The organism is Aeromonas sp. SER, from assembly GCF_038739615.1.
Lineage (GTDB): Bacteria > Pseudomonadota > Gammaproteobacteria > Enterobacterales > Aeromonadaceae > Aeromonas > Aeromonas jandaei.
In genome coordinates this window covers 200,185-221,487 of sequence record NZ_JBCGFC010000002.1, presented here as the reverse complement: position 1 = coordinate 221,487, position 21,303 = coordinate 200,185, and the positions used below count along the sequence as shown (strand labels likewise).

Sequence of the window (21,303 nt, the reverse complement as noted above, 5' to 3'; positions counted from 1 at the left end):
TGGATATCGACTTTTTTGTTAATGAAAGGCGTGCTATCTTGCTCTCGTCATCTGGTCGGATTAGCAGCAACCACATGGCACTACTCATTGATTGCAAAAGGATTTGTTTGTGGCAAGCTCGCTGGCGATGGAACTCACCTTCGAAGAGTACTGTGACGCCGACCTCTCTCTGATCAGGGACTATTACGAAACGACCTTCTCCCACTACGTGCCGGATCTGGCCGAGCGGATCTTTGTCGTGCGCGATGCTCACTGGTTGGTCGGGGCGGTCAGGGTGCGGGACGAAGAGGATTTTTACCATCTGTGTGGCTTTCGTCTGCTGCCCCACTATCAGTCACTCGGGCTGGGATCACGCCTGCTGCAGCATGCCTGCGACGGACTCGACGACAAGCCGGTGGTGTGTCAGGCCTTGCCATTCGAGAAACCCTTCTACATCAAAGCCGGTTTTGCCGATCTGCCACTGCACAGATTGCGAGGCTCTCTCTTCTCTCTTTTTGAGCGGCAACAGCAACAGGGATATCAGGTGGAGCTGCTGGTGCGGGAGACCACCCAGCCCCTCCCGAATTGAACGTGGGTTCAGCGTTCTTTGGTAAGCAGGTGGATCTTGCCCGGTGACAGCTCCAGCCCCAGCAGATTCTCTTTGAGCCATGCCTGCTGCGGATCCTTGTCATTGAGCTTGTAGACGGGCTGGCTCTCAAGCCTTTTTTCCATGCTTTGCAGCAGCATGCCGAGCATCAGACCAAACTTCTTCTCCGCCGCCTCCGGCTCCAGCTTGTACTCCACCAGTTTCATGTTGTCGAGAAACAGGGCACTCTGGCTCTTGTCGTAACGGGGTCTCGCTTCATAGGTCATCTGCAGGCGAGCGTCATATTCGGTGTTGTCGGGCAGGGCTATCTTGAGCTTGCCCTTGCCATAGACCCGGGCGGTATCCGGACGCTGGCGGCCGAGTTGTATATCGCTCTGCTCAAGCTTCACATGGGCCTTGATGATACCGGGCAGCTCCAGCTGTTTATCGACTTGAACCTGGGATTGCAGGTACTGGTTTATCTGTTGCTCATTGATGTCATATGAGCCTTGGCCTAGCATGGCCAAGCTGAGCAGCATAGATTGCAGAATCATGCGTGCGACCTGATAGAATGGATTTGCCCTACAGCATACCATTCCTGCCGTGTGGGATCTGCCCACCGCCCCTTGTCGATTAGAAGGAGTTCCCGTTGCTCGACGGTCTCGAATACGATCTCCACCTGCTGTTTTCCCGTTTTCTCGGCTGGTTACTGCTGCTGTTTCACACCGTCATCGTCACCGGTGTTTCAATTCGGGTGGTGATGAAGCGGCGCCCCATCGGCGTATCGCTGGCCTGGCTGGCCCTCATCTATGCCATCCCCTTTGCCGGGGTCGGTTTCTATGTCCTGTTTGGCGAGATCAAGCTGGGGCGGCGGCGCGGTGAGCGGGCGCAAGCCATGTATCGACCTTATGCCATCTGGATCCGCCAGCTGGCTCGTCTCTTCCCCCAGCACTGCTGCGAAGTGGGGGAGAAGGCGCAGCCGCTGCACGACCTCATCCAGGGGCGGCTCGCCATGCCGATGCTCTCCGGCAACCGGATGACCCTGCTCAGCAGACCCGAGCAAATATTGCGCGAGATTGCTCAGGACATCCGCAAGTCGACTCTCTCCTGCTATATGGAGTTCTATATCTGGCACCCCGGCGGTGATGCCGACGATGTGTGCGAAGCGCTGATGGAGGTGGCCCAGCGTGGCGTGGATTGTCGTTTGCTGCTGGATTCGGTGGGGAGCAAGCACTTCTTCCGCTCGGGCTGGCCGAAAAAGCTGCGCAAGGCGGGGGTCAAGTTGGTGGAAGTACTGCCGGTCGGTGCCTGGCGCATCCCCTTCCAGCGCCAGGATCTGCGAATGCACCGCAAACTGGTGGTGATCGATGACCGGGTCGGTTACACCGGCTCAATGAACATGGTGGATCCCCGTTTCTTCAAGCAGGATGCAGGGGTCGGCCAGTGGGTCGATATCATGATCCGGGTGCAGGGGCCCATAGTGCCGCTGATGTGGTCCATCTTTGTCTGGGACTGGGAAGTTGAGACCGGCGAGCGGTTGCTCGACAGCCTGCAGCACGAGCCGGAAGTGTGGCCACAGACCAACTATCGCGCCCAGCTCATTCCGTCTGGCCCCTTCGTCGGCGGCGACTGCATCCAGCAAAGCCTGCTGCTTGCCATCTATCAGGCGCGCAGCCATCTGGTGCTGACCACACCCTATTTCGTGCCGGATGATCCGCTGGCTGCGGCGCTCAGCTCGGCGGCCGCGCGCGGAGTACAGGTGCAGCTGGTGCTGCCGGCTCGCAACGACTCCATCATGGCCAACTATGCCTGCAACGCCTTTATGGAGGAGCTGCTGGCGGCCGGGGTGGAGATCTATCGCTACGATGCCGGTCTGCTCCACACCAAGAGCGTGCTGGTGGACGACGATTTTGCTCTGGTTGGGACAGTCAATCTGGACAGGCGCAGCCTCTGGCTCAACTTCGAGGTAACCCTGCTGGTAGACAACCCGCACTTCGTTGCCCAGATGACTCAGCTGGTGCAGGGTTACATGGCGGAAGCCACGCCAATGACGCTGGCCAGCTGGCAGGCACGCCCCTGGTACAAGAGGGTGATGGAGAATATCTTCTACCTTTTCAGTCCCTTGTTGTAATGGCCGGTTACAGAAGATTACAGACGGAGCCTCTGATCGGACTTGCCTAGTGCCGAGCTTGCCCCGTAGAGTGCAGCGACAACTCCTGGAGAGACATGGATATATGAAAAAAATAGTGGTCCTTGCCGTGGGTGCGGCACTGGTAGGTGGTGGTTTGGCTGCATGCTGGTACACGGGCAACAGTTTCGACCGCATCATGGCGGAGCAGATCGCCAAGGTCGAAAACGAGAGCGGTCTGGATCTGCAGTGGCAACCCGGTAGCAGCAACCTCTTTACCCGTGATGGGGTCCTGAAGTTGGTGGTCACTCCCCAGGAGCTGGCGGCGCTCGACAGCGAGCTGGAAGGGGGGCAACCCCTTGAGCTGGAGTTTGCCGTGAAGAGCCGCATCATGCCGCTCTATATCAAGAGCCACTTCCTGCTCGACACCAAACAGGGCTCACTGGCGCCGGTCTTCACTGCGCTCGGCATGGAGCAGTGGCAGTTTGGCCTGGAGTCGGTCAGCAGCCTCTGGACCCGGGGCAACAGCAGCCGTTTCTGGGCTGACGAGTTCAAGGTGAAACAGGGGCTGGACGAGTTCCACTTCCTGCCGCTCACCGGTGATTTCCACGGCGATCTGGAGGGGACTGGCCATGTCGCCATGACCTGGCAGGGAATGACGGTGCACGAAGAGCAGAGCAAGATGGATCTGGTGCTGGCCGAGATGAAGGGTAGCGCCGATCTGGCTGAGATCAGCGGGGTCTGGCTCTCTCCGCAAAGCGAGATGAGCCTTTCTGCTCTGACCATACAACTACCTGACGGCGTCAAGGTGTCCCTGCAGGGCATGACTACCGAGACCCAGCTCAAGGGTGACAACGCCCAGACCCTCTCCAGCAGCTACCGGATGAAGCTGGCCAAGCTCAATCTGGAGAACGAGACAGACTCGCTGGCGGTGACCGACAGTAATCTGGAGCTGCACCTCAACGGACTGGATCTGGAAGGGTATCAGGGGTTGCAGGCTGCCGGTGGCAAAGGGGGGGAGGATACTGCGATCCAGCAAGCGCTGGACAAGATGCTGGCGCGCGGCGCGACTCTGGAGCTGGCGGATCTGAGCGCCAGGTTCAATGGCGAAGTGGCCGCCATGAAGGGAGAGGTAAAACTTGCCTCTACCTCGCTGGACAAGCTCTTCAACGGCGAAGAGGGAATGCAGGCGCTGAGTGGTCAGCTCCACGCCTCCCTCAGCGACAAGCTGGGCAAGGCGGTGCCGCAGCTGGCTCCTATGCTGGAGCAGTTGACAGCCATGGGTTATCTGAAGGCCGATCAGCAAAAGCTCAATGCCGAGCTGAAGCTGGACAAAGGAGCGATGACGGTCAACGACCTGCCACTCTGACCGGTTTTCACACTAACAACAAAGGCTCCCGCGGGAGCCTTTGTTGTTTTCGGACTATCGAGTGTTGTTACTTGAACACCACAGTCTTGTTGCCGTAGACGAACACCCGTTCGTTCAGTACCAGCTCCAGCGCCCGGCTCAGCACAGACTTCTCTACATCGCGGCCCGCCTTGGCCATGTCATCGGCGCTGAAGGTGTGATCAACATGGATGACATCCTGCTCGACGATGGGGCCCTCATCCAGATCGTCGGTGACGAAGTGGGCGGTGGCGCCGATCAGTTTGACCCCGCGATCGAATGCCTGGCGATAGGGGCGGGCACCGATAAAGGCGGGCAGGAAAGAGTGGTGGATGTTGATGATCTTGCGCGGATAAGCCTCGACGAAGCTCGGAGTCAGCACCCGCATGTACTTGGCCAGGATCACGTAGTCCGGCGCATAGCTGTCGATGATGGCGCGAACCTGCTCTTCGTGTTCGGTGCGGCTCAGCTCATCGTGGCTGACGGTGTGGAACGGAATATCGAACTTGCCGGTCAGTTCGGCGAGGGTGTCGTAGTTGCCGATCACCGCGACTATGTCCATATCCAGCGCGCCGGCGTAGTTCTTCATCAGGATGTCGCCGAGGCAGTGAGTCTCCTTGGTGACCAGAATGACGATACGCTTTTTGCCTGCCTTTACCAGACGGCGCTGGGCGCCAGCGGGCAGGGCATCATCGAGATCGGCCAGCAGGGTCTCGTCATTGAAACGTCCCTCCAGCTCGGTACGCATGAAGAAGCGGCCATTCTCGTGATCCACGAACTCATCGTTCTTGATGATGTTGAGCTGATGCTTGTAGCAGATGTTGGTGATCTTGGCGATGAGGCCCTTGGCGTCCGGGCAATCCGTTAGCAGTATTTTCTTTTCCATCTCTGTCATTTTCCGTTTGTGGTGTTGGCGCCTGTCTCTGCGCAGGCTGCGCGTTTTTGGGCACTATGCCACAAACAAATTGTGGCCAGAAAGAAATTCGGTGAGCGCTACAGCCACAAGAGGAGTGCGATGGGAAAAGGGGAGAACATCGAATCCGACTGGCAAAGGTTTTTCAGCTTGAGCCGGTTTTTGGCTGGTATCTGCCGGCGCTTTTCTTTAGGCTGTCAGCGCTTATTCTCAGGGCGGGGTGAAATTCCCCACCGGCGGTATCCCGATCTGACTCGGGGAGCCCGCGAGCGCCCGACCCCGGTCTGCCGGGGCGGGGTCAGCAGATCCGGTGAGATGCCGGAGCCGACGGTCATAGTCCGGATGAAAGAGGATAAGACAGACATTGCACTCTCTGCCTCCTCGGGGGCTGGCTGCTGCATGGCCATTCCTGTCTGCCTTTCCATGCCCTGATTCTGGTCCTTTTCTTGTTTGGGAGCTTTACCATGAATCAGTCTCTACTCAGTGAATTCGGTGATCCAATTGCCCGTGTCGAAGCGGCGCTGGCGGCCTTGCGGGCCGGTCAGGGTGTGCTGGTGGCCGATGATGAAGATCGGGAGAACGAGGGCGACCTCATTTTTGCCGCCGAATCCATGACCAATGAACAGATGGCGCTGATGATCCGCGAGTGCTCCGGCATAGTCTGTCTCTGCCTGACCGACGAGCGGGTGCGTCAGCTCGAACTGCCGATGATGGTGGAGGCCAACTCCAGCCACTATCAGACCGCGTTTACCGTCACCATCGAAGCGGCGCAGGGGGTCACTACCGGTGTCTCGGCGGCTGATCGCATCACTACCATTCGTGCCGCCATTGCCGATGGGGCCAAACCGGGTGATCTCAACCGGCCTGGCCATGTATTCCCGTTGCGTGCCCGTACCGGTGGCGTGCTGGTGCGCCGTGGTCACACCGAAGCGACGGTCGATCTGATGCAGCTTGCCGGACTGAAACCGTTCGGGGTGTTGTGCGAATTGACCAGGGAAGATGGCTCCATGGCCCGCTTGCCAGACCTGATTTCATTCGGTCGTCAGCACCGGATGCCCGTGATCACCATCGAAGATTTGGTGCAATATCGCCAATTGCTGTCAGAACGAACAGCCTGAGGCTCATACGAAATTGTAATAAGCGGAAATTTTGGTTAGTCTTTGTCCGTGTCCTCATCACGCGGCACTCATTTTTTAGCCGAATCTGAACAAAAACTGTTCATTCAAAAAAAAATGAGGGTTTTAATGCATTTATCTGTGCTGGGGACTATGCAAAGTATGATTTTTTTGTGCCATAATCACGCCGCTTGCTAAACGTCTGGCGAGTTCAAGGGAGCTTTAAAAATGAAAAAATTGTTGTTGGTAGGTGTTGTTGGTCTGTCCGCTCTGCTGGGTGGTTGCGCAAACACTAGCGAACTGGAAACTTCCGTTCAGAATCTGTCTAACAAAGTTGACCAGCTGGCTCAAGATGTTAGCGCTGTTCGTGCTGATCAGTCCAAGATCGCTGCTGATGTTGCTGAAGCCAAGCAAGAAGCTATGCGTGCTAACCAGCGCATCGACAACATGGCTACTAAGTACAAGAAGTAAGCCATGCGAAAAAAATGGCGCAGTTATGCGCCATTTTTTTTTGCCTGAAATTCCCCATCCCCGCTTTCCCTTTTGACCCCAGAGGTCATGCCGGTCTCCCGGCACGCCCCTTCTTCATTCCTTCAGACTCGATCAATAGAGCAGGCTATAGAGCTTGCGACGGTAATTTTGTGCCACCGGTGTGCTGCCCATGGTTGCCAGAATGTCGAGATAGGTCTTTCTGGCATCGCCAAAAGCGAGATCCCGCTTGAGGATGGCAAGCAGCAGTCCCAGCGCCTCTTCCTGACGACCTGCCTGGTTGTATTGCACCGCCAGCTCCTGCGTCAGCGCAAAGTCATCCGGATTTTCGGCATGGCGAGCTTCCAGCGCACGCAGCTCAGGGCTGTCCGCCGCTTGCAGAGCCAGTGCCAGCCGTGAGGTCAGGGCATGGAAATGGCTATCCTGTGCCACCATCGGAATATTGCCGAGCCGCTCCTGTGCTTCATCGAGCAGGTTAAGATCGAGCGCGGCCTGAATGAGCCAGAGGCTGATGTCGTGGCGCTCCGGAGCGATCTGATGAGCTTTGCCCAAATGGGCATAAGCTTCGCCGGGCTGGCCATCGGCCAGTGCCTGTTGCCCCTTGGCAAACAGCTCCTCTTCCTCTTTTGGCGCGAAGGCTGCGAAGAACTGGCGCAGGGTCGCTTCATCCTGCGGCCCTTCTATGATCCCCTGTTCATCCGGGCGCCCCTGATGGAACAGCACCAGTGCCGGCAAGGCGCGCAGGCCGAGCTGGCTGGCCAGCGGTTGCAGCTGTGGATTGTTCATGTCCACTTTGGCCAGCGTGACCTGTTCGTTGGCAGGCCCAATCAGCGATTCGATCAACGGCGTCATACCCTGGCACTCCGGCATCTGCGGCGCATGGAAATAGATGACGACCGGCTTCTTCATGGAGGCATCGATCAGTTCTGCGTGAAAATTCTGGGGAGTAATGTCGACGATCATCAGTTGGACTCTTCCGAAAGGGTTTGGAACAACATGGGGGTGAGGGGATGGCAATTCAAGCGCTCATCCAGCCGGTAGCCATTGACCGCAGTCGTGGCGGCGGCAAGGCTGAGCCAGCCACTGGCAAAGGGCCAATCCTGAACCTGATAGTGCAGTTCATCGAGCTGGTTATCGAGGCGCCACGCCTCGTCAGGGATGAAGCGAACTTTCTCAAGCCCTGCGGCGATGCCGCCACCGTGGGCCTTGAGTACGGCCTCCTTGCGTGACCAGAGCCGGTAGAAGGCGCTCTCCTGCTCATTCTCCGGCAGGGCGCAGAGCCACTCATATTCACTTTGTGCATAAAACCGCCGGGCAAGGGGCAGGGGAGAGTGCCGTCTTTTACCCAGCTCGATATCCACCCCGAGCGGCCCTTGCTGACAAAGCGCCAGCACCAGCCAGGATCCACTGTGGCTGAGATTGAAATGCCAGCACCCATCTTGCAGCTGCGGCTTGCCGTGTTCCCCGTTGCTAAATTGCAGCGCGGATGGCGAAGTGGCCAGTCTCTGTGCCAGAAGCTGGCGCAGCACGGCCCGGCTGACCAGATACTCCTGACGGCGCGAATTGTGGCTCATTTGCTGCCAAATATGGTGTTCATCGGCCGATAACAGCTCGGGCAGGGTTGCGAGCAATTCCTGAGCAATCAGGGCCGGATTTAACAAAAAAAGATCGGTGGCGATCATAATTTTTCACTTAAAAAGGGTGATGAAGCAGGGATAAATGCCACTTATCTCTGAGCCGGATGGCCGCTTTTGCGATTGTATATTGTTTGGCCATGATCACATTAATTATGAAAAATCGTGCATTTCCTTGCAAAAATGTGAGCCCGATAGGGATTTTCACTTGCCTCGATAGAATTCTTGGATATAGTCGGGTGCTGTTGCCTTATTAATTGCCTTTCGGGGCCGTATTTTAACAAGATTTCTATTTTTGCGGGGATAAAGGATTGCGCCACCTGATGCTACTGCTGGTCGCGCTCGGAATGGTGGGTTGTGCCTCGGCACCCCAAACCGAGGTCGCGAGCAAGATCGAAGTTTCCATGATGGAACCCGTTATTGAACCGGAAGCTTCGCAAACACCTGATGTGAATGAAATCCTGACAGTTTATAAAGAGTGGCGTGGCGTTCCGTACCGGATGGGTGGCAGTAGCCAGCGTGGTATCGATTGTTCCGCCTTTGCCCGTGAAGTGTTCCGCAATGCCGTCGGTGTCGAGTTACCCCGAGACACCCGCTCCCAAGTCCATGAAGGGACTCGTGTTTCCAAGAAGGATCTGGTCGAGGGTGATCTGGTCTTCTTCAAAATCAATCGTCGTCTCAATCATGTCGGCATCTATGTCGGGAATGGCGAGTTTATCCACGCTTCGACCCGAGCCGGTGTAACCCGCTCCAAGCTGGACAGCCAATACTGGCGCAGCAAGTTCTGGCAAGCGCGCCGGATCGATATCTGAGTCAGGCTGGACAAACGGCTCGCAGTACGGACTGTTTTTCCAACCTCACTTGAACCGGGCTCCTGAAGCCCGGTTTTTTATGGCTGCGATTTAGACTTTCGCAGGCCAAATCACTATAGTGTGGGCCCGTTTTTCTTCGGCAGGCCCAGCATGACATCCCGCAATGACCGCAAATCCGGACTCCATCCCCGCAACCGCCATCTCGATGGTTACGATTTTGAGGCGCTCTGCCGACAGACTCCGGAGCTGGCCACCCATCTCTTTACCAACGACTACGGCAATCTCAGCATCGATTTTGCCGATCCCGCTGCGGTCAAGGCCCTGAACCGGGCGTTGCTGGCCCACCACTACGGCATTGTTCACTGGGATCTGCCCGCCGGTTACCTCTGTCCACCCATTCCGGGGCGGGTCGATTATCTGCACCGGGTTGCCGATCTGCTGGCCGAGAGTGCCGGCAAGGTACCTGCCGGCAAGGGGGTGAGGGTGCTGGACATCGGGGTCGGAGCTAACTGCATCTATCCGCTGCTCGGTAGCCGTGAATATGGCTGGCGTTTTGTCGGCTCCGACATCGATCCGGTATCGGTGAAAGCGGCGGCTCTGCTGGCCAAAAGCAACGGACTTGGCAACCAGATCGAGTGTCGCCTGCAGGGCAATGCCGAACATGTCTTTCGCGGCATCATAGGGCCGAGGGAGCGCTTTGCGCTGACCCTTTGCAATCCTCCCTTCCACGCCTCGCTGGCTGAGGCGAGCAAGGTGAGCGAGCGCAAGCTGCGCAATCTGGGCAAAGAGGTGAAGGGGGCGCCGGTACTCAATTTTGGCGGCCAGAAAGCCGAGCTTTGGTGTGACGGGGGCGAGGCGGCGTTTCTGACCAGGATGATCAATCAGAGCAAGGAGTTCGCCAGCCAGTGCCTCTGGTTCAGCTCGCTGGTCTCCAAGAAGGAGAATCTGCCGGTTGCCAAAAAGGCATTGACCCGGGTTGGGGCACGTCAGGTTCGGGTGCTTGAGATGGCGCAGGGCAACAAGGTGAGCCGGGTGTTGGCTTGGACCTTCTTCGATGATGCCGGCATGCGTGAATGGTGGTCAGCCCCGCGCTAAGCGGATTGAACAAGGCCCGTTGCGGGCCTTTTTTGATCGCCACAGGGATAGAAGTGAGGGCGAGATCTCTGTTGGAAATCGATTTCCTCATTGGTAGATAATGCTTTTTGATGTGATATGAGTAGTGACTTCTGCCTTGGTACAGGTGTACGCCGAGATTTTTTTGCACTTTCAGCTGTAACTTTAATAAAATAGGACTGGTTAGACCTCTTTACCGGCATTGAATCACATAGGGATCGGAACATGAAAGTTGTCGATTTTCTGAAGCGCAAGCGCGAAATTCTGGCGCAGCACCCCTTTGAGCTCAAGGATTGGCTCTCTCCGGCTATCCGCGACTACTGGCGTGAGTTTCAGCAAAAGGCACATCTTCACCCTCTGCTGGGACGGGTGCTGGACCTGCAAAGCGAAGCCCAGAACGCACAGCAGCAGAATGCCGACACCGTGGCTCAGGTGGCTAACGGTCAGCCTGCTGTAGCGCAGGATCCTGCCATCGAGCTGGAAGGCGAAGCCGCTGCGCTCTATGCCGAGCTGCAGGGCAAGATCGGCGAAGAGACCCATGTCGGCGAGTGGCTCCATATCAGCCAGCAGATGATCGATCAGTTTGCCGCGGTGACCGGCGATCATCAGTGGATCCACACCAATCCGGAGCGCGCGGCTGCCGAGTCGCCCTTCAAGACCACCATTGCGCACGGTTTTTTGACGCTGGCTCTACTGCCACAGCTGACCGGCTCGGTGGATGAGTCCACCCCCGAGTTTCCAACTGCTCGCATGGTAGTGAACTTCGGGCTGGATCAGGTGCGCTTCCCGTACCCCATCAAGGTGGAGAGCAACATCCGCGCTCGCACCAAACTGGCACGGGTTACCCCCATCAAGGGCGGACTTGAGCTGCTCAAGGAGATCAAGGTGGAGATCGAAGGGATCCGGCGCCCGGGTTGCGTGATTGAGTCGGTGACTCGCATCTACTTCTGATCCCTCTTCGTTGACGATGAGCAAACGGGTTCGCAATAGCGAACCCGTTTTCATTTTGGCCATCAGGCGCGGCATGAACGTTCAGAGACGCTGCTTGTGCTTGATATGACTCACAAAATCGCGTTGTATGCGGTTAGCCAGCTCTCATTTTGGCAAGTCCGTGTCCTGAAACGGTAGCATGTTATGCCACTATCGACTTCTCAATCCCTATTCTGGAGACGATAGTGCCCATCAATCACAAGATTATTCTGCCACTGTTGTTCAGTCTCTTTATCCTGCTGATCCCGTCGCACTGGATCCCGCTCGAGGGCATTACTGTGGTCGAGCAGCGGGTGGTCGCTATTTTCGTGCTGGCCGCGCTCTGCTGGATCCTGGAGCCCATCCCCATCTTCGCTACCTCTGTGCTGATCATCGTGCTGGAGCTGCTGTTGCTCTCCGACAAGGGGCTCTGGTTCATGACGGCAGGCAAGAGCGAGCCCGGGTTTGGTTCGCTACTCAAGTCGACCGAGGTGATGGCAACCTTTGCCTCACCGGTCATCATGCTCTTTCTCGGCGGCTTTTTTCTGGCCATCGCTGCAACCAAATACCATCTGGATGTGAATCTGGCGCGGGTGCTGCTGCGTCCCTTCGGTCGCAACCCCAGAGTCGTGATGCTGGGGCTGATGCTCATTACTGCCACCTTCTCCATGTTCATGAGCAATACCGCTACCACGGCCATGATGCTGGCCATTCTGGCTCCGGTGCTGGCGGTATTCCCGGAGCGGGATCCGGCCAAGGTGGGATTTGTGCTGGCCATTCCGCTGGCGGCCAATCTGGGTGGAATTGGTACCCCCATAGGTACGCCGCCCAACGCGGTGGCTCTCAAGTATCTTACTGGCGAGCATGCCATCTCGTTTGGTCAGTGGATGGGTTTTGCGGTGCCCTTCGTCGCGCTCTTGCTGCTGCTTGGCTGGTTTCTGCTGGGGCGTTTCTTCCCGAGCCCGCTCAAACAGATCGAGCTGAAAATCGAGGGGCGCTTCATGCAGACGCCCCGGGCCTGGGTAGTCTATCTCACCTTCATTACCACCATAGTGCTCTGGCTGCTCGGTGATCTGCACGGCATGAACTCCTACGTCGTCGCCATGATCCCGGTCGCCGTCTTCCTGACGACAGGGATCATCACCAAGGATGATTTGCACAAGATCTCCCTCGATGTGCTTTGGCTGGTGTCGGGCGGGATCGCGCTGGGTCTGGCGCTGGAGGACTCAGGGTTGGCGGAGCGTCTCATCACTCACATACCGTTCCATGAGTACTCCACACTCGCCGTGCTGGTCGGGGCGTGTTTGCTGGCGGTAGTGATGGCCAACTTTATGTCCAATACGGCGACAGCCAACCTGTTGCTGCCGCTGGTGGCGGCACTGGCGGTCAGCATGCCGGAGCTTGCCGAGTGGGGCGGCAGTCATACCCTGATCCTGGCGGTGACCATCTCGGTATCGCTGGGCATGTCGCTCCCCATCAGTACGCCGCCCAATGCGCTGGCCCACTCCACCGGTCTAGTGGAGAGCCGTCAGATGGTGCGGATCGGCGTCATTATGGGGATGGTGGGCACAGTGTTGGCGATGCTGTGGATCTATCAAATCGCTGCCTGGGGGCTGATCTAGTTGCCACTCTGTTGGTCTAATAAAAAGGAGGAGCCAATTTGGCTCCTCCTTTTTATTTTTGGGGCCTAGAAACTGGCACCCAGACTGAGGAGGTGCTTGTAATCGGTCTTGTTGAGAGATTGGCTGAACGGGCCCAGGTTTAACTCCCCTTCCTCTCGTTCGACTTCAGTGCTCCATGAGAGGCGCAGGTGGTCGTTGAAGTAGTAACGCATGCCAATGCTGCCAGATATATCCTGGTTGAGAGTGATATAGGGGGAGGGTTGAGCCAGATACTTGGTATAGCTTCCTTTGCTGAACAGCTCGAATGGCTGCTGCCAGAAGGAGAGCGGTTGGCGGTAGTCCCAGAGTAGTTCCCCGATGGGATAGCTGATGGTATGTGAGCTTGAATAAAAGATGCTCAACAGCTCATTGTTGCGATAGTAGGCTCGCTGCATACCGCCTTGGGCAATAAGCTCGAGTCGCCGTTTTTTGTCATTCCAGAATCGATAACCGGGGCCCGAACCAAAGTCGAGTTTCAAATAGTAGTCGGCCAGCATGTCATATTCGGCATTGACCGAGCTGCGAATAAACCAGTGTTGATCGAAGAAATAGTCGAGGGTGGGCGTCACCTTGTAGTCATGGCTATCGGTGACGTTGTTGGAGGTCTCGTAGTTATATTCTCCCGAAAGGGTGTAACGCCAGTCGAGATTGGCCACTTCAGTCGTGCCTTTGACGTTGACGTTGTTGGTCTTCTTGTCGTTGTCCCTGATCTTGACGTTGAGATCGCCGCTGCCGCTCCAGAGCCAGGCATTGCGCTCATCATTCCCATCCTCGAACAGTTTTATGCCGCCCTTGGCTGTCGCCTTGGGCTTCTCCTGCTTTTCGAGTCGCCAGCGTTTTATGGCATCACGTTTGACGGTCACTGACCCGCTATAGGGCAGGGCAATCCGTACCGACTGGTCGGTGATCTCTTCAATGGTACCGGTTAGGCGATCACCATTTTGCATCCATAGGATGTCTTTGGCCCAAAGCGGCGGGCAGGAGAGCAGCAAAAAGAGCAGCAGGTATCTCATGGTTTGGGGCGACTCCGCGCAGTGTCAGCCGCTGATGGGCTTGGGCAAGCCATTCTTCAGTGCCAGAGTCTCAGCGACTGCACTCTGTTTTACTTCGGGGGCCGCAATAAATTGTTCCACCTCCGGGGTGAGAACAAGAGGTGCGCCCTGCTCCATCTCCTCTTCCGTGCGTGACAGAGGAGAGTGCACCTCAAGCCAGCGACGACCATCCGTTTCGATGGCGACCTTGACCGGTTGATTGATGACCCGCACCGGCGTACCGATCGGTACCATCTTGAACAGTGCCTCGATATCGTCAGGTCGCAGGCGGATACAGCCTGCACTTACCCGCAGGCCTACACCAAAATCCTTATTGGTACCGTGAATGAGATAGTCCCGTTTGCCATAACCGAGGCGCATGGCGAATTTGCCGAGAGGATTGTCAGGTCCCGGTGGTACAACCGCTGGCAGCGTGATCCCCTGCTGCTCCAGCCAGGATTTGCGCACCATGGGGCCGGGTACCCAACTCGGATCCGGTGTCTTCTCGATGATGGTGGTGGTCATCTCGGGTGTCTCGCGACCGATGTCGCCGATCCCGATGGGTAGCACGATCACCTCCTGCTTCCCTTTCGGGAAGTAGTAGAGGCGCAGCTCGGGCAGATTGATGACGATCCCCTCGCGCGGGACATCGGGCAGCAGCATCTGGGTCGGCAGGGTCAAGCGGGTGCCCGGCTTGGGTAAATAGGGATCAACACCGGGATTTGCTTCAAGCAGCGCCAAAAAACCAATTTGGGTATGTTTACCAACCAGCTCCAGATACTCATCCTGCTGGATGAAGTAATCCTCCAGCTCACCAATCAGGCGGCTGCCAGTCGATGGAAGAGGATAGCTTCTGGCCTGTACGGGGAGTGCAGACATCAGGGCCAGCAGCAGAAAGAGGAGGGGTTTTATCGGCATCGGTATTCCATCGGTTGGCGTGGGGCAAGGTGATTGCGATTAATGCCCCGACAGTTATCTCTGTTCTTTTTTGGCCTTGTTGCGCAAGGCTATTTGCGACAAAAGCGCGTTGAGGCGACAGTAAACCAGCCAAAAGCGGCGTCTGTCACCCATTTTGTCGCAAGGGGCTGATAAACCGCGAAAAACTGACTCGAATCGCGAACAGGACAAGATGGATGAATCTTTTTATCTGGCCAGACAATCCTGTCTGGCTTGTTTGGTGTCGACAGGGTTTGCATGGAGAGTGGGGGTGATGGCTGGCTAAAAAGCATTCATTCGATTGATAAGTAAGAAATTTTCATTGCATTATTCCCCTTGCTTGGGTAAAAAATCATCCTACGGAGAGATGCCGGAGTGGCCGAACGGGATTGACTCGAAATCAATTGTGGCAGCAATGCCACCCAGGGTTCGAATCCCTGTCTCTCCGCCAAATCGTGACTCGGAACAGTCCGGGAAATACCTGAAACCCGCATAGCTTATGGCTCTGCGGGTTTTTTGTTTTGCTTACCCGGGCTGCATTTGATGTTTTCTGGTGTTGAAAGGAGTTATCCGGGCAAGATGAGTGGTTGATAACATCAAAGATGGTGCCGTCAACCAACAGGCGATCAGCACTATGGTTTCTGGTCGCACTGTGACTCATTTGGCTTGAACTCTGCTATTTTCCTGCTTGAAATTTGAAAGCGCTTTCAGAAATCCTTTTCAACTGTGATCCGCTTCAAAGCTTTTTGAAGCGCCAACCTCTAGCATTGGCTCCACGAATTAGGGGCTAGCGCTCCCGATTTTCCCGCTGTGGGAGATAACTGGTAAATCCGGCTATTTCCTTCGTTACTTTCGACGGTCATCACGGATGGCCGTTTTTTTTTTGAGTTATTTCACTGTAAAGGGTCGAGTGGCCGGCGCTTTACCGTTAAAATTCCGCTTTTGCATCTGCCCGTGAGTTTTGATGTCTGCCTCCACCCTCTCTTCGGATAGTTATCTCCTGCTCAGTACCTTGCAACTGCAGCGTGTCGCCAGTACCCGTCTGTTACAAGAGACGCTGGAGGCGGGCCATGAGCTCGCCAGCCACCTGACCCGGCTCCATGATGCCGGCCTGGTCAGATTGCGTGGGGAGCAGCAGTGGAGCCTGACTGCCGAGGGGACGCTGGCGCTGATCCTGGGCGTGCGGGCCGGTGTGTGCGCCGCTCCTGACTGGAGCCGGGTCTCCTCGGTGACCGGTCAGGATCTGGTTCACGGAGTGGTGCGCGAACTGTGCCGGGGCAAGGCGGGCGAGATCCCGGCCTTCTTCTCTCCCGGCGAGCTTCTTACCCTGCTCGATACCCCCGATGCCCATCAGCTGCTGGCTGGCTCCAGCCCCGCCTGGCAGCAACTGCTGCTGGAGCACTTCTCGCTGCAACTCTTGCTCGATGCCCCCTATGAAGAGCGCTGGCCATTGGCGAGTGCACTGACCCGCTGTGCCCCCGAGGTACAGGTGCAAGGGCGGGCATTCGAGGCGGAGTGGCGCTGGCTCTGCGGTGATGGCGAGAGCTCCGACTCCAGCCTCTTGTGGCCTGCTTTGCAGGCGGTTGCCTCGCAAGGAGAGAGCGGCCCGCTGGGTGAGCGGCTGCTCACGGCCCTTGGTCAGTGGCAGGCCGAGGGTCATGAGGGGCAGTGGCCCCGAGCCTTCAGTGCCCTGCTCTGGCTTGGCTGGCTGCAACAGGCTGACCCCGTTATCGCCAGCGAGCAGCGCAAGAAGTGGCAGCGCAGCCTCGGCGGGCAGTTTCCGCTGCTGGCCGACTTGCTTAGCCAGTGGGCCGGGGAGCGGCACGGTCAGGCGGTCGGGCTGTTCGATACCCTGCAACTGCCGGTAGAGGAGCTGCACTGGGGCTACCTTTGGCTCGATCTCTGCGCGCTGGCCCGTCACGGCGCCCAGAGCCCGCAGGTGGCTATGCTGCACAAGTGGGATCTCTCCCACCTGCTCGATGCCGAACCCCATCACCGGTTGATGGCGTTTTGTCAGGATCTGCTGCGCCTGCTGCTGGGCGAGGCGGCCACAGGGGCGCCGCTGGGCCAGCTGCGCAGCAGCGATGCCGATGATGACGCGGAAGAAGAGGATGCCGGCGAGGAGAAGGGCGCCGCCTCCGCCAGCTGGCTCAACTGGCTGCAGGGGCTGGGCCGCGCCAGTGGCGTTCGCAAGCCGCAGGAGCGACTGGTGTGGCTGCTCCACGCCGATGGCCCCGAGCTGGAGTGCAAGATCCAGAAGCTCAGCACCAAGGGGGAGTGGACGGCGGGCCGCCGGGTCGATCCCACCCTGCTCTCCACCCAATATGCGGCCCTGCTCGATGAGTACGACTGGGCGGTGGTACGCACCCTGCCGCGGGTGATGGGGCGCTTGCCCCGGGATGTCTGGGCGCCGCTCGCCGACCATCCGCGCCTGTTCAACGCCAAGGGGCAGAAGCTGCAGCTCGCCATCACGGCGCCGCTGCTGCAAATTGTGGCGACCGAAGAGGGGATGAGCGCTCTGCTGATCCCCGCTGCAGCCGCGCGCGGCGCGCACATCATGCCGCTGGCGCAGGATCTGTGGCAGCTCATCCTCACCCCGCAGCCGCTGCTCGACCGCTTGCCGGCGCTCGAATCCATCCCGCTGCTGCCCGCCGAGGGGATGAGCGAGTTGCAGCTCACCCTGGACGGGATCGCCGAGCTGCCCTGGCACAGCCAGGTTGAGGGATTGCACGGCAATGCCGAACTGGCCCCCTGGCCGGGCATTCCTTCGGTGCAACTTGATTGGCAGGATGGTCAGCTGGCGGTCAAGCTGGTGACCCGTTTTGACGAGCTGCCTCCCCAGCCTCTGGGCAAGGGGGAGACCATCATCCGTCAGGGGATCAAGGGCAACCACTACTGGCAGCGCGATCTCGCCGCCGAGAAGGGGCAGGCTCAGCTGCTGCGCAATCAGCTTCCCATCGATCTGCCCGGCAGCGAGTGGCGCCTCGAAGGAGAGCAGGCACTGGCGCTGGTCAATGCCCTGCCCGAGCTGGTGGATGCCGGCGTGGTCATTCACTGGCATCAGGACAGTGCGCGCCTCAAGAGTCTCGATGAGGCGGCCCTGAGCCTGCGTATCGAACGGCGTCAGGACTGGTTTCAGGTAGAGGGGGCGCTCGCCCTTGATGAACACCAGATCCTCGACTTGCGCCTGATCCTGCGCCAGCTGACCCCGGGCCAGCGCACTGTCCAGCTCGACGAAAAGACCAGCCTGATGCTGAGCGACAAGCTGGTGGAGCGGCTCTCCATGCTGGGGGCCATGCTCGACGACGAGCAGCGCATCAACCACAAGTTGGCTTATCCGCTCACCCGTCTGCTCTCGGTTATCACCACCGAGGGGGACGCGGCGTGGCAATCCCTGCAGCAGGAGTGGCAGCAGGAGGTGGCCTGTCCGCCCGAGCTGCTCACCGCGCTGCGGGATTACCAGAAGGAGGGGGTGCGCTGGATGGCGACCCTGGCCCATCACGGCTTTGGCGCCTGTCTGGCCGATGACATGGGGCTTGGCAAGACGCTGCAGGCCCTGATCGTCCTGCGGATGCGCCAGCATCTGGGGCCGGCGCTGGTGGTGGTGCCCAAGTCGGTAGTCACCAACTGGCAGGAGGAGGTCGCCCGTTTCGCCCCCGAGCTGGAGGTGGTGATCTTTGACAATCCCGCCGAGCGCGAGCGCATTATTCGCGATGCCAAAGCGGGGCAGGTGATCCTCATCAACTACGGCATGCTCGGCAGTCTGGCGGAGGCGCTCAAGGCGCGGCGCTGGTCCTCCATGGTGCTCGATGAGGCGCAGCAGATCAAAAACGCCGGTACCCAGCGCGCCAAGCTGCTGTTCCAGCTCGACGGCGATTTCCGCCTCGCTCTCTCCGGCACCCCCATCGAGAACCATCTGGGCGAGTTGTGGAGTCTCTTCACCTTTATCAACCCGGGGTTGCTCGGCAGCCTTGGCGAGTTCAAGCGTCGCTTTGGCAAGGCGGTCAAGGATCCCCAGCACATGGCGCTGCTGCGGGCGGTGATCAGCCCCTTTATCCTGCGCCGCCTCAAGCAGGAGGTGTTGACCGAGCTGCCGGACAAGACCGAGATCATTCACCACATCAGCCTCTCCCCCGAGGAGCGTCAGCTCTACGAGGCGACCCGGCGCGAGGTGGTGCAGCAGGTGCAAAGTGCCGATGGCCGTGCCCTGATGCACGTATTGAGCGGGTTAACCCGACTGCGCCGGCTCTGCTGTTCGCCGGAGCTGGTGATGCCCGAGTGGTCGCAGACCAGCAGCAAGCTGGATGAGGCGATGGCGCTGCTGGAGGAGGCGATCGATGGCGGTCATCGGGTGCTGGTATTCAGCCAGTTTGTCGATCTGCTGAGCCTGCTGCGGGCCCGCATCGAGCAGAAGTCCTGGGACTACTGCTATCTGGATGGCGGCTGTTCGGCCAAGGCACGGCAGGACTCCATCCTGCGTTTTCGCCACGAGGCGGTACCGCTGTTTCTCATCAGCCTCAAGGCGGGGGGGACGGGGCTCAACCTCACCCAGGCCGATACCGTGCTGCACCTCGATCCCTGGTGGAACCCGGCGGTGGAAGATCAGGCGAGCGATCGGGCCCACCGGATGGGCCAGACCCAGCCGGTGACCGTCTATCGGCTGGTGTGCGAGCAGACGGTGGAGGAGAAGATTGTCGCCCTGCACGACGAGAAGCGGGCGCTCGCCGATGGTCTGTTGAGCGGCCAGTCGGAAGTGCGCGGGCTGGATGTGGAGAGCCTGCGGGCCCTGCTGATGAGCTGATCCGCTGTATCACCTGCGACATGGCCATGCCATATGAAAGAGGGGGGCACATCTTGCCGATGTGCTCCCCTCTGTCGTTTCTGCATGCCGGTTTTAGCAGGCTCGTCGCGTCAGCCCTGATAGAGGTAGAGATGCAGCCGCTCGATGATGGGCTCGCCGCCAATCTTGCGATCCCGCCGCGCCTGCCGGCTCTTGGGGGGATAATTGCCCAGATGGGTGACCGCGGGCGGGCTGTCCGAGCAGAGCAGCAGCGGCAGGCTCGCCTTGATCTGCTGCTTGCGCGGGGTGCGATCCTGCCAGAGCAGGTTGATCATCGGGTGGGTCTTGACCGGGCGGCGGATCCGCAGCTCGGCATCGGCGGGCAGGCGGCGAATGTCGTACACCTCCTGATCCACCATCTTGCTCCACTCCTCGTTGTTGGAGAGGGCCGGTATGTAGCGGCGGCTGCGCTCCAGCATCTCCAGCACCTGTTCGCGCGTGAGGCGATTGATGGTCTGCTTGTCAGCCCAGGTAAAACCGAGGGAGTGGAGCTCTCCATGTAGCCACGTCAGCTTGCGGTAGACCTGCAGGGTGATCACCCCGGGCAGGGCGGTATGTACCAGCTCGAACTTCTCGTCCCGTCCGCCCGCCTGCTGCACCAGCGCCTTGAAATCGAGCTTGCGCTGATTGATCTCCTCAACCAGCGGCTGGATCAGCGGAGCGGCTGCGGTGGGAAAGCGCAGCCAGCCCGGCAGACGACGGGTGGCCTTGGTGGAGCAGCCGGGGCGGGCGCTGTGATCCCGATAGGCTGACAAGGTGGCGGCCAGTGCCTCGTCGCCGCTCAGGTAACCCACCTCAATCTGGCTGATGGGGTCGTGCTCTTCGCCCTGCGCCACCGGGGGGAGGGGATAGACATGGGCCTCCTGCAGTTCGAGCTGGCCGAGCAGGGTGGCCAGCTGCTCCAGAGAGGCTTCAATGGCCTCCATCTGTTGACGCAGGGCGGCGGTAGGGGTAAAGGTATCCATCGATGATCCTGTGGTCTGACCCGCTGTTGACGACATCAGATATGACATCAGCTGCGGGTAGCAAAACTACTGTATAAATAAACATACCAGCATGCGGCTGGAGTGCCAAGAGGCACTTTGGGGAGGGGGCAATGTGCGCCTCTGAATGGGGATGTGGTGATGGTTTTATTTATGTTTCAGGGTGTTAAATAAAGATCGCCACAAGATCATTAAATTAACAATTTCGTGTAACTCCGCTGTTGCCAGCTGTTCACACCTTGCTCGTCCCTGCATATGTAAAGCAGTAAAATGCATATATAGATGGGTGCCATGCAGCACAATATGCTGTGCGACTCTGCTGGCCAACCGTTAAAATAATTAGTTGTTTAAAATCAAAGCATTAAAATTAAATCCTGCCGTTTTTAGACATTAGATTTACTAATGTAACGTATCAAAATTCGTCAATTGAGTCGGTCTGACTCCCTGACTAAGCTTTGCGCATCAAATTGAAGCCCAGTGCGTAAACAAATATTCAGAGGAGCCACATCATGGCCAACATGACTTATACCGAAACCGGTTACCAGCATTCCAGCCAATTGAATCTGGTTGCTCGCGTTAAAATGACCGTTCTGACCTGGCTGGAGCGCAGCCGCAGCCGTCGCCAGCTCTCCGAGCTGCCCGAGTACCTGCTCAAAGACATCGGCCTGAACGAAGCTGACCGTTATCAAGAGACCACCAAGCCGTTCTGGCGTGGTTGATCAGCCGG

18 protein-coding genes, 1 tRNA gene and 1 riboswitch are annotated in these 21,303 nt (G+C 58.2%); of the genes, 12 read left to right on the top strand and 7 right to left on the bottom strand.

Going from position 1 to position 21,303, the window contains the following annotated elements; translation table 11 throughout:
- Positions 1-127: 127 nt before the first annotated feature.
- Positions 128-568, top strand: coding sequence for a GNAT family N-acetyltransferase (locus AAHA41_RS03855; RefSeq protein ID WP_042058211.1), 441 nt, complete (start codon positions 128-130; stop codon positions 566-568).
- A gap of 8 nt (positions 569-576) precedes the next feature.
- Here the strand turns inward: AAHA41_RS03855 and AAHA41_RS03850 are convergent, their stop codons facing one another.
- The gene (locus tag AAHA41_RS03850; RefSeq protein ID WP_323069796.1) at positions 577-1,119 is read right to left on the bottom strand and encodes a DUF1439 domain-containing protein; all 543 of its coding nucleotides are present in this window, start codon (positions 1,117-1,119) and stop codon (positions 577-579) included.
- A gap of 95 nt (positions 1,120-1,214) precedes the next feature.
- Here AAHA41_RS03850 and cls point away from each other — a divergent pair, with 95 nt between their 5' ends.
- Both cls and AAHA41_RS03840 read left to right on the top strand, forming a co-directional pair.
- Positions 1,215-2,696: a cardiolipin synthase gene (cls, locus tag AAHA41_RS03845; RefSeq protein WP_041208679.1), complete on the top strand. Its 1,482-nt coding sequence runs from the start codon at positions 1,215-1,217 to the stop codon at positions 2,694-2,696.
- Between the two features lie 103 nt (positions 2,697-2,799).
- Positions 2,800-4,062: a DUF945 family protein gene (locus AAHA41_RS03840; RefSeq protein ID WP_323069795.1), complete on the top strand. Its 1,263-nt coding sequence runs from the start codon at positions 2,800-2,802 to the stop codon at positions 4,060-4,062.
- 67 nt (positions 4,063-4,129) lie between these two features.
- Here the strand turns inward: AAHA41_RS03840 and purU are convergent, their stop codons facing one another.
- Entirely contained in the window at positions 4,130-4,966 is an 837-nt protein-coding gene (gene purU, locus AAHA41_RS03835; RefSeq protein ID WP_323069794.1) for a formyltetrahydrofolate deformylase, read from the bottom strand.
- 229 nt (positions 4,967-5,195) lie between these two features.
- A riboswitch (FMN riboswitch) is annotated at positions 5,196-5,351 on the top strand.
- Between the two features lie 106 nt (positions 5,352-5,457).
- On the opposite strand from purU, the gene ribB reads away from it, so the two are divergent.
- Together ribB and AAHA41_RS03825 are read left to right on the top strand one after the other, a co-directional pair.
- Positions 5,458-6,111, top strand: coding sequence for a 3,4-dihydroxy-2-butanone-4-phosphate synthase (gene ribB / locus AAHA41_RS03830; protein ID WP_321149268.1), 654 nt, complete (start codon positions 5,458-5,460; stop codon positions 6,109-6,111).
- Positions 6,112-6,336: 225 nt separating this feature from the next.
- A complete protein-coding gene (locus AAHA41_RS03825) occupies positions 6,337-6,579 on the top strand; it encodes an Lpp/OprI family alanine-zipper lipoprotein (protein WP_033115038.1) in 243 nt (80 codons plus the stop codon).
- A gap of 132 nt (positions 6,580-6,711) precedes the next feature.
- Here AAHA41_RS03825 and AAHA41_RS03820 read toward each other — a convergent pair whose 3' ends face one another.
- Positions 6,712-7,560: a tetratricopeptide repeat protein gene (locus tag AAHA41_RS03820; RefSeq protein WP_323069793.1), complete on the bottom strand. Its 849-nt coding sequence runs from the start codon at positions 7,558-7,560 to the stop codon at positions 6,712-6,714.
- Positions 7,560-8,279: a 4'-phosphopantetheinyl transferase superfamily protein gene (locus tag AAHA41_RS03815; RefSeq protein ID WP_323069792.1), complete on the bottom strand. Its 720-nt coding sequence runs from the start codon at positions 8,277-8,279 to the stop codon at positions 7,560-7,562. The genes AAHA41_RS03820 and AAHA41_RS03815 overlap by 1 nt, the downstream gene beginning before the upstream one ends.
- Before the next feature lie 275 nt (positions 8,280-8,554).
- Between AAHA41_RS03815 and AAHA41_RS03810 the strand changes: the two genes are divergently transcribed.
- The 4 genes from AAHA41_RS03810 (at position 8,555) to AAHA41_RS03795 (ending at position 12,747) form a co-directional block, all read left to right on the top strand.
- Positions 8,555-9,043, top strand: coding sequence for an NlpC/P60 family protein (locus tag AAHA41_RS03810; protein WP_033114246.1), 489 nt, complete (start codon positions 8,555-8,557; stop codon positions 9,041-9,043).
- A gap of 150 nt (positions 9,044-9,193) precedes the next feature.
- A complete protein-coding gene (gene rlmF, locus AAHA41_RS03805) occupies positions 9,194-10,138 on the top strand; it encodes a 23S rRNA (adenine(1618)-N(6))-methyltransferase RlmF (protein WP_323069791.1) in 945 nt (314 codons plus the stop codon).
- Between the two features lie 243 nt (positions 10,139-10,381).
- Complete coding sequence (locus tag AAHA41_RS03800; RefSeq protein ID WP_041208669.1) at positions 10,382-11,107, top strand: MaoC family dehydratase; 726 nt, start codon at positions 10,382-10,384, stop codon at positions 11,105-11,107.
- Between the two features lie 224 nt (positions 11,108-11,331).
- The gene (locus AAHA41_RS03795; protein ID WP_323069790.1) at positions 11,332-12,747 is read left to right on the top strand and encodes a DASS family sodium-coupled anion symporter; all 1,416 of its coding nucleotides are present in this window, start codon (positions 11,332-11,334) and stop codon (positions 12,745-12,747) included.
- A 65-nt stretch (positions 12,748-12,812) separates the two neighbouring features.
- Here the strand turns inward: AAHA41_RS03795 and AAHA41_RS03790 are convergent, their stop codons facing one another.
- The gene (locus tag AAHA41_RS03790) at positions 12,813-13,799 is read right to left on the bottom strand and encodes a DUF481 domain-containing protein (protein ID WP_323069788.1); all 987 of its coding nucleotides are present in this window, start codon (positions 13,797-13,799) and stop codon (positions 12,813-12,815) included.
- A 24-nt stretch (positions 13,800-13,823) separates the two neighbouring features.
- Positions 13,824-14,735, bottom strand: coding sequence for a L,D-transpeptidase family protein (locus tag AAHA41_RS03785; protein WP_323069786.1), 912 nt, complete (start codon positions 14,733-14,735; stop codon positions 13,824-13,826).
- A gap of 379 nt (positions 14,736-15,114) precedes the next feature.
- On the opposite strand from AAHA41_RS03785, the gene AAHA41_RS03780 reads away from it, so the two are divergent.
- Both AAHA41_RS03780 and AAHA41_RS03775 read left to right on the top strand, forming a co-directional pair.
- Positions 15,115-15,204 (top strand) — tRNA-Ser (locus AAHA41_RS03780).
- A 513-nt stretch (positions 15,205-15,717) separates the two neighbouring features.
- Entirely contained in the window at positions 15,718-19,554 is a 3,837-nt protein-coding gene (locus AAHA41_RS03775; RefSeq protein ID WP_323069784.1) for a DEAD/DEAH box helicase, read from the top strand.
- A 110-nt stretch (positions 19,555-19,664) separates the two neighbouring features.
- On the opposite strand, the gene AAHA41_RS03770 is transcribed toward AAHA41_RS03775, so the two are convergent.
- Entirely contained in the window at positions 19,665-20,558 is an 894-nt protein-coding gene (locus AAHA41_RS03770; protein ID WP_323069783.1) for a DNA replication terminus site-binding protein, read from the bottom strand.
- A gap of 527 nt (positions 20,559-21,085) precedes the next feature.
- Between AAHA41_RS03770 and AAHA41_RS03765 the strand changes: the two genes are divergently transcribed.
- Complete coding sequence (locus AAHA41_RS03765; protein WP_005337823.1) at positions 21,086-21,295, top strand: DUF1127 domain-containing protein; 210 nt, start codon at positions 21,086-21,088, stop codon at positions 21,293-21,295.
- Positions 21,296-21,303 lie beyond the last annotated feature (8 nt).